We start from the raw sequence: 13,376 nt of genomic DNA on the forward strand, positions 1-13,376 counted from the left end.
CCCTCTCCGCAGATCACCGCCACGAAGGGCGCCGCAAGGCGCCCTTCGTCTTTCACGCGCCGGCACCGACGCGCGCGTCGCGTTCATGTTCGTGTGCGTCAAGCGCACAACGCCGCGCCGGCCCATCCACGCCCCGCCGGGACGACCGCGTTTTTGCGGGAGATGGAGCACATTCCATGACGTGCTAGCCCAAAGGTCATGTTGACCGCTCTGTCTGCGGACAGCACAGTCCGTGCGGGGTTTCCTTCCACTTCCCTCGTCCCACCGGCACCGCGCGACGCGCTCGGGGACGATCCAACGGCGGAGCACTGCAATGCATAGACGCGACTTCCTGAAAGTGTCCGGCCTCGGCCTGGCAGGTCTGACGCTGCCGTTCTACGGCCGCGCGATTTCCGCCGAGGAGCTGCTCACCAGCCTCGACGTCGGCATGAAGAAGACCATCGCCGACGCGGCACTGCAGGCCGCGCGCGAGGCGGGCGCGAGCTACTGCGACGTGCGCATCGGCCGCTACCTGCGCCAGTTCGTGATCACCCGCGAGGACAAGGTGCAGAACGTGGTCAACACCGAGTCCACCGGCGTGGGCATCCGGGTGATCGCCAACGGCGCGTGGGGCTTCGCCGCCACCAACGACCTCACGCCCAAGGGCGTGGTGCAGGCGGCGCGGCGGGCCACGGCGATCGCCAAGGCCAACGCCAGGACCCGCACCGAGCCGGTGCGGCTCGCGCCGGCGCCGGCGTTCGGCGAGGTGGCGTGGCGCACGCCGATCCGCAAGAACTCGATGGAAGTGCCGGTCAAGGACAAGGTGGACCTGCTGCTCGGCGTGAACGCCGCGGCGATGAAGGCCGGCGCCGACTTCGTCAACTCGATGCTGTTCCTGGTCAACGAGCAGAAGTACTTCGCCTCGACCGACGGCTCCTACATCGACCAGGACGTGCACCGCATCTGGGCGCCGTTCACCGTGACCGCGGTGGACAAGACCACCGGCAAGTTCCGCACCCGCGACGGCCTCTCGGCGCCGATGGGGATGGGCTTCGAGTACCTCGACGGCGACGCTTCGGGCAAGGTGGTCTCGCCCAACGGCGTGGTCAACTACGGCATGTCCTACGACATGATCGAGGACGCGGTGGCCGCGGCCAGGCAGGCGCGCGAGAAGCTGAAGGCGCCGTCGGTCAAGCCGGGCAAGTACGACCTGGTGCTCGATCCCTCGCACACCTGGCTGACCATCCACGAATCCATCGGCCATCCGCTCGAGCTCGACCGCGTGCTCGGCTACGAGGCCAACTACGCCGGCACCAGCTTCGCCACGCTCGACAAGCTGAAGGGGAAGTTCCGCTACGGCAGCGAGATCGTGAACGTGTTCGCCGACAAGACCCAGCCCGGCAGCCTGGGCGCGGTCGGCTACGACGACGAGGGCGTGAAGACCAAGCGCTGGGACCTGATCCGCGACGGCATCCTGGTGGACTACCAGACCATCCGCGACCAGGCCCACATCCTGGGCAAGACCGAGTCCGACGGCTGCTGCTACGCCGATTCGTGGTCGAGCGTGCAGTTCCAGCGCATGGCCAACGTCTCGCTGGCGCCGGGCAAGAAGAAGCTCAGCGTCGCCGACATGATCAAGGACGTCGAGAACGGCATCTACATCATCGGCGACGGCTCGTTCTCCATTGACCAGCAGCGCTACAACGCCCAGTTCGGCGGCCAGCTGTTCTACGAGATCAAGAACGGCAAGATCACGCAGATGATCGAGGACGTGGCCTACCAGATCCGCACGCCGGAGTTCTGGAACGCCTGCGTGGCGATCTGCGACGAGAGCGACTACCGCCTGGGCGGCTCGTTCTTCGACGGCAAGGGCCAGCCCGGCCAGGTGTCGGCGGTCTCGCACGGCTCGGCCACGGCGCGCTTCAACGGCATCAACGTCATCAACACCGCCCGTTCGCTCGGCTGACCGGGGCAAGGAGAGACTTCCATGAGCATCTTCACCGAAGCCGAAGCCAAGGCCATCCTCGAGAAGGTCGTCGGCCTGTCCAAGGCGGACGAGTGCACCGCCACCCTCTCCGGCACCGTGGACGGCAACGTCCGCTTCGCCCTCAACAACGTCACCACCAGCGGCGTGGTGGACAACGTCGAACTCGCGGTGCAGGTCGCGTTCGGCAAGCGCGTGGGCACCGCCACCATCAACTCCTTCGACGACGCCTCGCTCGAGCGCGTGGTGCGCCGCGCCGAGGACCTGGCGCGGCTGGCGCCGGAGAACCCGGAGTTCATGCCCGCGATCGGCAAGCAGGCCTACAAGCCGACCCCGACCTTCGACGCCGGCACCGCGGCGATCACCCCGGAATACCGGGCCCAGGTCGCGGCCGACTCCATCGAGCCGTGCCGCGCCGACGGCCTGATTGCGGCCGGCTTCCTCAACGACAGCCACAGCTTCTTCGCCATCGCCAACAGCAACGGCAACTTCGGCTACCAGCAGTCCACCAACCTCGACTACACCTGCACCGTGCGCACCGAGGACGGCCGCGGCTCGGGCTGGGTCGGGCGCAACCTGCGCGACGTCGGCCGCTTCGACGCCAAGCGCGAGATCCGCACCGCGATCCGCAAGGCCAAGGACTCGGCGGACGCCAGGGCGCTGGAGCCGGGCAAGTACACCGTGATCCTGGAGCCGGCCGCGGCGGCGGGGCTGATCTCGTTCATGATGTTCTTCTTCGACGCGCGCCAGGCCGACGAGGGCCGCAGCTTCCTGTCGAAGAAGGGCGGCGGCAACAAGCTCGGCGAGCAGGTGTACGACCCGCGCGTGAGCATCTGGGCCGATCCGTGGGACCCCGAGGCCGCGGTGCTGCCGTGGGACGGCGAGGGCCTGCCGCGCGAGAAGACCCCGATCATCGACAAGGGCAAGGTCGCCTACCTGCAGTACTCGCGCTACTGGGCGCAGAAGCAGGGCAAGCGCGCCATCGGCCAGCCGGGCAACCTGATCATGGCCGGCGGCACCAAGTCCACCGCCGACCTGGTCCGCGAGACCGAGCGCGGCGTGCTGGTCACCCGCACCTGGTACATCCGCATGGTGGATCCGCAGACCGTGCTGCTGACCGGCCTGACCCGCGACGGCACGTTCTACATCGAGAACGGGCAGATCAAGTACCCGATCAAGAACTTCCGCTTCAACGAGTCGCCGGTGATCATGCTCAACAACATCGACGAGCTGGGCAAGCCGGTGCGGCTGAGCGGGGACGAGTCGCCGTTCACGATGGTGATCCCGCCGATGCGGCTGCGGGACTTCACCTTCACCTCCCTGTCCGACGCGGTGTGAGGCCGGGCGCGGCATGAACCGCGCGCAGTTCCTGCGGTTGCTGGTGGGCGGCGTCGCCGGCGCGGCGCTCGCCCAGCTGCCGCGCCCGCTGCGCGCGGCCGGCGCCGGCTACGACTTCTGGTTCACGCGCCTGAAGTACGAGTCCGGCGACTGGGACGTGGACCAGCGCATGCCGGCCAACATGATCACCGCGCTGATCGACTACACCGGCCTGCGCGTGGACCCGAAGGAGCACGTGGTCGCGCTGTCCGACCCGAAGATGCTCTCGGCGCCGTTCTGCTACCTGGCCGGGCACCGCCTGGTCCAGTTCAACCCGGCCGAGCGCCGCAACTTCGAGCGCTACGTGCGCAACGGCGGCTTCGTGTTCGTGGACGACTGCAACCACGACATAGACGGCCTGTTCGCGCGTTCCTTCGAGGCGCAGATGGCGGCGATCTTCGGCGCCGACGCGCTGCGCAAGCTGCCCAACGACCATCCGCTGTACCGCTGCTTCTTCCGCTTCGACGGCCCGCCGCCGACCGCGCTCGAGCTCAACGGCTGGGGCGACGACCTGGTCCACGACTACCTCAAGGGCATCACGGTCAACGGCCGCCTCGGCGTGCTCTACAGCAACAAGGACTACGGCTGCGAATGGGACTACGACTGGCGCAACAAGCGCTTCCTCGCCGAGGACAACACCCGGTTCGCGGTCAACATCGCCATCTACGCGCTGACCGCGTGATCCGCGCCCTTCCCCTCCCCCGCACTCCCCGCTTTCCATGAACGCCGATTCCAGCGCCGCATTGAACGAATCCGACCTCTCCGCCCGCATCGCCCGGCTGGGTGAGCTGCGCGCCGCGCTGGCACAGGCCATCGTCGGCCAGGAGGAGGTGGTCGAGCAGCTGCTGATCGGCCTGCTCGCCGGCGGCCACTGCCTGCTCGAGGGCGTGCCGGGCCTGGGCAAGACCCTGCTGGTGCGCTCGCTCGGCCAGGCCCTGGACCTGGCGTTCCGCCGCATCCAGTTCACGCCCGACCTGATGCCGAGCGACATCCTCGGCACCGAGATCCTGGAGGAGGACCATGGCACCGGCCGCCGCCACTTCAAGTTCCAGCCCGGGCCGGTGTTCACCAACCTGCTGCTGGCCGACGAGCTCAACCGCACTCCGCCCAAGACCCAGGCCGCGCTGCTGGAGGCGATGCAGGAACGCACCGTCAGCTACGCCGGCGTGACCCATGCGCTGGCGCGGCCGTTCTTCGTGCTCGCCACCCAGAACCCGATCGAACAGGCCGGCACCTATCCGCTGCCGGAGGCGCAGCTCGACCGCTTCCTGCTGCACATCCGCGTGGACTATCCGGACGAGGCCGAGGAGCGCCGCATCCTGGCCCTGACCACCGGCACGCAGCACGCCGAGGTGCCGCGGGTGATGCGCGGCGAGGAAGTGGTGGCGCTGCAGGCGCTGGTGCGCGGGATCCATCTCGGCGAGGACCTGCTGGCCTGGATCACGCGCCTGGTGCGCGCCACCCGGCCCGCCGCCGACGCGCCGGCGGAAGTGCGGCAATGGGTGAAGTGGGGCGCGGGCCCGCGCGCGGGACAGTCGCTGGTGCTGGCGGCGAAGGCGCGCGCGCTGCTGCATGGGCGCCTGTCGGCCACGCGCGAGGACGTGGGCGCGCTCGCCGCGCCGGTGCTGCGCCACCGCATCCTGCTCTCGTTCGCCGCCGAGGCCGAGCAGAAGACCACCGACGACGTGATCGCCGCGCTGCTGCGCGCGGTGCCCTTCCCTGCCTGACCGCCGGGCGATGGCCGCGCCGGACTTCATCCCGCCCGAGGTGCGCGCGCGCTTGCGCGAGGTGCGGCTGTTGCCGCGCCGCGCCGCCGGGCAGCATGGCTTCGGCCTGCACCACAGCCGCAGCCGCGGCGCGGGGCTGGAGTTCGCCCAGTACCGCCCTTACGAGCCCGGCGACGAGCTGCGCCAGGTGGACTGGAAGCTGTACGCGCGTTCGGACCGCTTCTTCGTGCGCGAATCCGAGCGTGACAGCCCGTTGACCGTGTGGCTGCTGCTCGACGCCACCGCCTCGATGACCCAGGCCGACGCCGCGCGCCCGGAGTGGACGCGCCTGGACGCCGCCCGCGGACTGGCCGCATGCGCGATCGAGGTGGCACTGCGCCAGGGCGACCGCTTCGGGCTGGCTTCGGTCGGCGGCACGGGGCTGCAGGTCACGCCCGCCGGCGCCGGCCCGCGCCATCGCGACCGTTGCCTGCTCGCGCTGCGCGCGTTGCGCGCGGAAGGACGCTGGCCCGCCGAACCGGCGCTGCGCCCGTTGTGGGAGCGGATCGGCCCGGGCGCGCTGGTCGTGGCGCTCGGCGACGGGCTCGACGAACAGGCCACGGCGTTCTGCGAGCGGCTCGCCGCGGCGCGGCGCGAAGTGCTCGCGATCCGGATCCTGACCACGGAGGAGCGCGACTTCCCGTTCCGCGGCGGCCATCGCTTCGTGGATCCGGAGACCGGCGAGGAAGTGCCGGGCGACGGCGCCACGCTGCGCGCCGCGTTCCTGGCCCGCTTCGGCCAGGCGCGGCGCGAACTCTCGGCCCGGCTCGCCGCCAGCGGCATCCGCCAGGTCGAGTACGTGCTCGACGAGCCGCTCGACCTGCCCTTGCGCCGCCTCGCCTCCACCCGCGCCGACGTGGAGACGGCATGAGCCTGGCATTGCTGTTCCCGCTCGGCCTGGCGGCGCTCGCGGCGTGGCTGCTGCCGTTGCTGATCCACCTGCACCGGCACGAGCAGCGCCAGGTCACCGTGTTCGCCGCGCTGCGCTGGCTGCAGGCGCGGCCGCGACCGCAGCGGCGCCTGCGGCTGGAGGAATGGCCGCTGCTGGCGCTGCGCCTGCTGCTGCTCGCCGCGCTCGCGCTGCTGCTCGCGCGGCCGGTGCTGCAGGGCGCGACGGAACCGGAGGCGTGGGTGGTGGTCGCGCCGGACGCCGTGCTGCCGGACGACCTGGCGGCGGGTGACGCGCAACGACGCTGGCTGGCGCCCGGGTTTCCCGCGCTGGACGCGCCCGCGCCGGCCGCGCCGGTCCCGCTCGGCAGCCTGCTGCGCGAACTCGATGCCTCGTTGCCGCCCGCAACGCCGCTCACCGTGGTGGTGCCGAGCGTCGTGTCCGGCGCCGACGCGGAGCGCCCGGTGCTGGGCCGGCCGGTGCAGTGGCGGGTGGTCGCGGGCGCGATGCCGTCCGCCGCCGCGCCGCGCCCGCCCGCACGCCCGCCGCTGTCGCTGCGGCACGCGCCGGAACACGCCGCGGCGGTGCGCTATCTGCGCGCGGCCGCGATCGCCTGGCACACCGGGCGCGAACCCGCGCCCGCCGTCGCCGAGGTCTTCGACGCCGCCGGCACCGACGCCGCGTTGCCGCCGCGCGAACGTCCGCTGCTGTGGCTGGCGCGCGGCCCGCTGCCGGCCACGCTGCGCGCGTGGATCGAGGGCGGCGGCACCGCGCTGGTGGCGCACGATGCGCAGGCGCCGGAACTCGCACGCGCGGTGCCGCTGTGGCGCGACGAGGCCGGCGATGTCCTGGTGCGGGCCGCCACGCTCGGCCGCGGCCGGCTGCTGCAGTGGACCCGGCCGTTGGCGCCGGAAGCGTTGCCGGTACTGCTCGAAGCGGAATTCCCCGAACGCCTGCGGGCGCTGTTCGCCGCACCCGCCCCCGCGCCGACACGCGTCGCCGCCGCCGATTACGCCCCGCGCGAGGGCACGCGCACCTGGCCGCAACCCGCGCGCGATCTGCAGCCGTGGCTGTGGTGGCTGATCGCCGCGCTGTTCCTGCTCGAACGCTGGTTCGCCAGCGGCCGGCGCACGGGAGGCCGGGCATGACCGCCGCCGCGCGCCTGCAGACGCTGCTGCGTGCCTGCCGCCTGCGCGCGGTCGCGCGCGTGGCCGCGTTCGTCGCCCTGGCGCTGCTGCCGTCCGCCGCCCTCGCCTGGCGGCTCGGCGGCACGCTGGCGCTGCTGGCGACATTGCTCGCCGGCCTCGGCCTCGGCGGCCTGGCCGCCTGGCGTGCAGCCCGTCGCATCGGGCCGCGCTGGCTCGCGCGCCGCCTGGACGCCGCCGACCCGCGCATGGAGGACAGCGCGGCGCTGCTGTTCGCACGCGAGCGCGATCTGTCCGCGCTCGCGCGCCTGCAGCGGGCGCGGCTGCAACGCCGGATCGAGGCGCAGGCGCCGCCCGACCTGCGCCCGCCGTGGCCGCGGCGCGCGCTGCTCGCGGGCAGCGCGGCGGCAATCGCCATCGCCACGCTCGTGGTGCTCTGGCCCGCCGGCACGCCTGCACCGGGATCGCGCCCGGTGCAGGTCACGCCCGTCGGCACGGACGCACCGGCCCGGACCCGGCTGCTGTCGCAGCGCCTGGACATCGTCCCGCCCGCCTACACACGCCTGCCCGCGCGCCGCGAGCAGACCCTCGATGCGCGCGTGCCGGAAGGCGCGACCCTGCGCTGGACGCTGCGCTTCGCGCCGCAGCCGTCCGCGGTCGCGCTGCGCTTCCACGATGGCCGCACGCTCGCGCTCACGCGCGAGGGCGACGCCTGGACCGGCCGCCTGCGCATCGCACGACCGTCGCTGTACCGGATCGTGCCGGACGGTGCGCCGCCGCTGCAGCCGGACCGCCTGCACCGCCTCGACGTCGTCGCCGACCAGCCGCCGAACCTGCGCACCATCGCGCCGCAGGACACGCTCACCCTGTACCGCGCCGGCCAGCGCGTGTGGTCGCTGATATTCGAGGCCGACGACGACCACGGCCTGGCCGCGACCGCAACCCTGCAGCTCACCCTCGCCCAGGGCAGCGGCGAGCAGGTCACCTTCCACAGCCGCACGCTCGCCGTCGCCGGCCAGGGCACGGCCACGCGCCGGCGCTACGCGCACACACTCGACCTGGCCCCGCTCGCGCTCGCGCCCGGCGACGACCTGGTGGTGCAGCTGAGCGTGTCGGACAACCGCGCCGGGCGCCCGCACACCGTGCGCAGCGCCAGCTACCTGCTGCGCCGTCCGCAGGACACGGGCGAGGAGGCCGGTGGCCTCGACGGCCTGGTGCGGCAGGCGCTGCCGGCCTACTTCCGCAGTCAGCGCCAGATCATCATGGACGCCGAGGCGCTGATCGCGCAGCGTCGCAGGCTCGACGCCGATGCCTTCCTGGCGCGTTCCGACGCGATCGGCGTGGACCAGCGCGTGCTGCGCCTGCGCTATGGCCAGTTCCTCGGCGAGGAGAGCGAAGGCGCGCCGCGCCGGCTGCTGCCGACCGCGGATGCCGAAGCGGAGGACGCCGCGCACGCCGACGACCATGCGCAGACCGCGGAACCGCCGCAGGCGCAGGCCGACACGCACGCGCACGAGCCGACCCCGCCGGCAACCCCGGCCTTCGGCCGCGCCGAGGACGTGCTCGAGGACTACGGCCACACCCACGACGACTCCGAGGCCGCGACCCTGTTCGATCCGGAGACGCGCGCCACGCTGAAGGCCGCGCTCGACCGGATGTGGGATTCCGAACGCGAACTGCGCAGCGGCCGTCCCGAACAGGCGCTGCCGCATGCCTACAAGGCGCTCGACCTGATCAAGCAGGTGCAGCAGGCCGGCCGCATCTACCTCGCCCGCACCGGCCCCGAGCTGCCGCCGATCGACCAGAGCCGGCGCCTGACCGGAAAGCGCGAGGGCATCGCGCCCGGCCGCGATCCGCTGGTCGCGGCGGTCATCTCGGCCCCGGCACCGGTGGTCGCGTTGTGGCAGGCGCTCGGCGACGCACCGGGCGTGGCGGCGGCGCCCGCCGACCTCGATGCGGTCGACCGCTGGCTGCGTGCCAACGAACACCGCCTGCCCGATGCGCTGGGCGCGATCGCTGCGCTCGATGCCGTGCGGCGCGAGCCTGCTTGCGCCGCCTGCCGGCGCGAGCTGCGCGCGCGGCTGTGGCCGATCCTGCCGCGCCCGCCGGCGGCACCGGCACCGCGCACGGCCCCGGACCGTGCCGGTCGCGCCTACCTCGACGCGCTCGACGCGCCCGACACCGGAGCCGTCCGATGAGCGCGCCCTCGCTGCTCGCCGCCCTGCTCGCACTCGCGGCCGCGCTGGCCTGCGCCCGGCTGCTGCTGCGCTTCCTGCGCACGCCGACGCCGCAGCGTCCGCACGCCTGGCGGCTCGCGCTCCTGCTCCTCGCGCAGCCGCTGCTGGCGTTCCTGCTCTACCGCACCCTGCTGCCGCCGGCGCTGGTCACCGGCCGCGACACACTGGTGGTGGCCACCGCAGGGGCCGAACCGCGCGCGCTGCGCGTGGGCGCGCACGAGCGGCTGGTCGCGCTGCCCGAGGCGCCGCCGCTGCGCGCGGCCGAACCCGTGCCCGACCTGGCCACCGCGCTGCGCCGGTATCCGGCCACGGCGCGCGTGCGCATCGTCGGCGCCGGCCTGACCGCACGCGACCGGGACGCGGCGCACGGCCGCACGCTCGAGTTCGTGCCGGCACCGCTGCCGCGCGGGCTGGTCGAACTCGCCGTGCCCGCGCAGGCGACCGCCGGCGGCGATGTCCGCCTGCACGGCCGCGCCCAGGGCCTGCGCGGCGGCCGGGCCGAACTGCTCGATCCCGCCGGCCAGCGCGTGGACCGGCAGCCGCTCGCCGCCGACGGTCGTTTCGCGCTGCTCGGCGCCGCGCGCGGACCGGGACCGACGACGTTCCGGTTGCGCCTGCGCGATGCGGCCTCGCGCGTGGTCGAAGAAGTCGCGGTGCCGGTGCATGTGCAGGCGCCGGTTCCACCGCGCATGCTCGTGCTCGCCGGCGGCCCCGATCCGGAACTGAAGTACCTGCGCCGCTGGGCGCTGGACGCCGGGGTGCGGATGCACACGCAGATCAGCCTCGGCGGCGGGGTGCAGATCGGCGATCCGCCCGTGCGGCTGGATCCCGACACCCTCGCCCGCTTCGACCTCGTCGTGCTCGACGAACGCAGCTGGAACGGCCTCGGCGCAGGCGGACGGCGCGCGCTCGCGGCCGCGGCGCGCGATGGCCTGGGCCTGCTGCTGCGCATCGGCGGGCCGCTGTCGGCCGAAGGCCGGCGCGGCCTGCAGGCGCTCGGCTGGCGGCTGCAGGAGACGCGGTCGCCGCAGGGCTTCGCCCTGCCGGCGGCCGTCGCCGACGTCGAACACGCCGCCGCGCGCCTCGGCCCCGGCAGCGCCGATGCGCCGGTGGTCGCCGCCGACCTGCCCACGCGCCTGCCGCTGCTGACGCGGTTGCCGCTGCGCATCGTCGCCGCCGACGCGCGCACGCTGCTGCACGACGACACCGGCACGCCGGTGGCCGCCTGGCGCGCGGCGGGGCGCGGCCGGATCGGCGTGTGGCTGCCGCTGGATACCTGGCAACTGGTGCTCGCCGGCCGACCGGACCTGCACGCCGAACTGTGGCGGCAGGCCCTGGCCACGCTCGCCCGCGCCCGCCTGCCGCAGGCGCCGGCGCTGCCGCACGAGGCGCGCACCGGCGAACGCGCGCTGCTGTGCGGTCTTGCCGACGGCGCGCGTGTGCGCGCGCCCGACGGCCGCACGACCCGGCTGTTCGTGGATCCCGCCGCCGGCGAGGCCCGCTGCGCCGGCTATTGGCCGCAGGCGGCGGGCTGGCACGCGCTGGAAACGGGTGAGGTACGCGAGCCGTTCTACGTCCGCGGCCCGAACGAGGCCCCCGGCCTGCGCGCGCGGGAACTGCGCGAGGCGACCGAACGCCTCGTGCTCGCCGCGCAGCCGGCGACCGCCGCGCGCGCCGCGCCCGAAACCGTGCCCGGCCCGCGCTGGCCGTGGTGCCTGGCCTGGCTGCTGCTGGCGGCCGCGCTGTGGTGGCTGGAACGCGCGCGGCTCGGGCGGCGGGTGGCATCGCCCGCGCCCGCGGCGTGAAGCGCGCGGCGTCCGCTCAGCTCCGGCCCTCGCGCAGCGTGCTCAGCACGTCGATCGGCAGCGGGAACACGATCGTCGAACTCTTCTCGCCGGCGATCTCGGTCAGCGTCTGCAGATAGCGCAGCTGGATCGCGCGCGGATCGGCGCCGAGCAGGCGCGCGGCCTCGACCAGGGTCTCCGCCGCCTGGCGCTCGCCCTCGGCGTGGATCACCTTGGCGCGGCGCTGGCGTTCGGCCTCGGCCTGGCGCGCGATCGCCCGCACCATGGACTCGTTGAGGTCCACGTGCTTGATCTCGACGTTGGCGACCTTGATCCCCCAGGCGTCGGTCTGCGCGTCGAGGATGGCGCGGATGTCGTGGTTGAGCTTCTCGCGTTCGGCCAGCATCTCGTCCAGGTCGTGCTGGCCGAGCACCGAGCGCAGCGTGGTCTGCGCCAGCTGGCTGGTGGCCTCGTAGAAGTGCTCGACGTTGATGATCGCCTTCTGCGGGTCCACCACGCGGAAGTACACCACCGCGTTGACCTTCACCGAGACGTTGTCGTGCGAGATCAGGTCCTGCGAGGGCACGTCCATCACGATCGTGCGCAGGTCCACGCGCACCATCTGCTGCACCACCGGGATCAGGATGATCAGCCCGGGCCCCTTCACCTTCCAGAAGCGGCCGAGCTGGAACACCACCCCGCGCTCGTACTCGCGCAGGATCCGGACCGAGCTGGCCAGCAGCAGCGCGCCGAGCAGCAGCAACGGGAAATACAGCACCAGGTTCATGGCTCACCTCCCTCCTTCGGACTCACCCGCAGCACCAGCCCGTCCAGCGCGTGCACGCGCAGGCGCTGGCCGCTGCGCACCGGCACGTTCGACTCGGCCTGCCAGACCTCGCCGCGGATCCGCACCTGGCCCTGGCGCTCGAAATCCTCGACCGCCACCGCCTCGTGCCCGACCAGTTCCTCCACTCCGGTCACCACCGGCCGCCGCCGTGCGCGCGCGGCGAGCCAGATCACGCCCATGAAGGCGAGCGCGCTGGCCACACCGATGCCCAGGACCAGCCGCCCCGGCACGCCGAAGCCGGGCACTTCCTCGTCGAACAGGATCAGCGACCCGGCGACCAGGGCGATCACCCCGCCCACGCCGAGCGCGCCGTAGCTGGGCACCGCGAATTCCGCGGTCATCAGCCCCACGCCGAGCACGATCAGCGCCACACCGGCGTAGTTCACCGGCAGTACCTGCAACGCGTACAGCGCCAGCAGCAGGCAGATCGAGCCGACCACGCCCGGCAGCACCGCGCCGGGGTTGTAGCCCTCGAACAGCAGGCCGTACAGGCCGATCAGCAGCAGCAGGTAGGCCACCGTCGGCTCGGTGATCACCGCCAGCACCCGCGCGCGCCAGTCGGGCGTCACCGGCGTCACGCTGCGTCCCTGCAGTTGCAGCGTGTGCGTGCGCTCGCCGAGCCTGACGCTGCGGCCGTGCGCCTGGCGCAGCAGATCCTCGAGCGTGGCGGCCAGGATCTCGACCACGCCGCGCGCGTGCGCCTGGCTGGCGGTGAGGGTGGCGGCCTCGCGCACCGCGGCCTCGGCGAAGGCGGTGTCGCGCCCGCGCAGCTCGGCCAGACTACGCAGGTGCGCCACGGCGTCGTTGACCGCCTTGCGGCTCATCGCGTCGCCCGGGGGCGGGGCCTCGCGCGGCGGCTTGGTCTGCCTGTCCTGCTCCGCCGGTTCCTCCGGCTCCTTCGGCGCCTGCCGCGGCCCGCCCCCGGGCGCGCCCAGCGCCACCGGCGTGGCCGCGCCGAGCGAGGTGGCCGGCGCCATCGCCGCCAGGTGGCTCGCGTAGACGATGTAGGTGCCGGCGCTGGCCGCGCGTGCGCCTTCCGGCGCGACCCACGCGATCACCGGCACCTCCGAGGCCAGGATCGCCTGCACGATGTCGCGGGTGGCGGCATCCAGCCCGCCCGGCGTGTCCAACCGCAACACCACCGCGGCGGCCCGCTCGCGCGCCGCGCGCTCGAGCCCGCGCTCGACGTAATCGCGCGTGGCCGGGCCGATCCCGCCCTCGATCGCCAACAGCAGGACCTCGCCGCCGCCCGCCCCTGCCTGCGGCCGCGGTGCCGGCGCCGCGGCCGCCGCCAGCGCGCCCACGACCAGGCCGAGCGCCAGCCCGCACGCCACGCGCCATCCGCGCCAGTCCAATGTCATCGCCACT

10 protein-coding genes are annotated in these 13,376 nt (G+C 73.5%); 8 read left to right on the plus strand and 2 right to left on the minus strand.

Features of this window, described 5'->3' with window-relative positions; genetic code table 11:
* Positions 1-313: 313 nt before the first annotated feature.
* From FPV26_RS03740 to FPV26_RS03775, 8 genes are read left to right on the plus strand one after another with little or no spacing between them, the layout of a single operon-like run.
* On the plus strand, positions 314-1,945 hold the full coding sequence (locus FPV26_RS03740) for a TldD/PmbA family protein (protein ID WP_147652378.1): 1,632 nt from the start codon (positions 314-316) through the stop codon (positions 1,943-1,945).
* 21 nt (positions 1,946-1,966) lie between these two features.
* The gene (locus tag FPV26_RS03745) at positions 1,967-3,301 is read left to right on the plus strand and encodes a TldD/PmbA family protein (protein ID WP_147652379.1); all 1,335 of its coding nucleotides are present in this window, start codon (positions 1,967-1,969) and stop codon (positions 3,299-3,301) included.
* 13 nt (positions 3,302-3,314) lie between these two features.
* Positions 3,315-4,022, plus strand: coding sequence for a DUF4159 domain-containing protein (locus FPV26_RS03750; protein WP_147652380.1), 708 nt, complete (start codon positions 3,315-3,317; stop codon positions 4,020-4,022).
* Positions 4,023-4,059: 37 nt separating this feature from the next.
* Entirely contained in the window at positions 4,060-5,067 is a 1,008-nt protein-coding gene (locus FPV26_RS03755; protein ID WP_147652381.1) for an AAA family ATPase, read from the plus strand.
* Positions 5,068-5,077: 10 nt separating this feature from the next.
* On the plus strand, positions 5,078-5,977 hold the full coding sequence (locus FPV26_RS03760; protein WP_147652382.1) for a DUF58 domain-containing protein: 900 nt from the start codon (positions 5,078-5,080) through the stop codon (positions 5,975-5,977).
* Positions 5,974-7,143 carry a BatA domain-containing protein gene (locus tag FPV26_RS03765; protein ID WP_147652383.1) on the plus strand — a complete coding sequence of 390 codons (1,170 nt, stop codon included), beginning with the start codon at positions 5,974-5,976 and terminating at the stop codon, positions 7,141-7,143. Before FPV26_RS03760 ends, FPV26_RS03765 begins: the two co-directional genes overlap by 4 nt.
* Positions 7,140-9,338, plus strand: coding sequence for a hypothetical protein (locus FPV26_RS03770; protein WP_246109197.1), 2,199 nt, complete (start codon positions 7,140-7,142; stop codon positions 9,336-9,338). The genes FPV26_RS03765 and FPV26_RS03770 overlap by 4 nt, the downstream gene beginning before the upstream one ends.
* Positions 9,335-11,182, plus strand: coding sequence for a carboxypeptidase regulatory-like domain-containing protein (locus FPV26_RS03775; protein WP_147652385.1), 1,848 nt, complete (start codon positions 9,335-9,337; stop codon positions 11,180-11,182). Before FPV26_RS03770 ends, FPV26_RS03775 begins: the two co-directional genes overlap by 4 nt.
* 16 nt (positions 11,183-11,198) lie before the next feature.
* On the opposite strand, the gene FPV26_RS03780 is transcribed toward FPV26_RS03775, so the two are convergent.
* Together FPV26_RS03780 and FPV26_RS03785 are read right to left on the minus strand one after the other, a co-directional pair.
* The gene (locus FPV26_RS03780) at positions 11,199-11,948 is read right to left on the minus strand and encodes a slipin family protein (protein ID WP_147652386.1); all 750 of its coding nucleotides are present in this window, start codon (positions 11,946-11,948) and stop codon (positions 11,199-11,201) included.
* Positions 11,945-13,369: an NfeD family protein gene (locus FPV26_RS03785; RefSeq protein WP_147652387.1), complete on the minus strand. Its 1,425-nt coding sequence runs from the start codon at positions 13,367-13,369 to the stop codon at positions 11,945-11,947. Before FPV26_RS03785 ends, FPV26_RS03780 begins: the two co-directional genes overlap by 4 nt.
* Positions 13,370-13,376 lie beyond the last annotated feature (7 nt).

Origin of the sequence: Vulcaniibacterium gelatinicum (assembly GCF_008033445.1) — a bacterium.
Classification (GTDB): Bacteria; Pseudomonadota; Gammaproteobacteria; order Xanthomonadales; family Xanthomonadaceae; genus Vulcaniibacterium_B; species Vulcaniibacterium_B gelatinicum.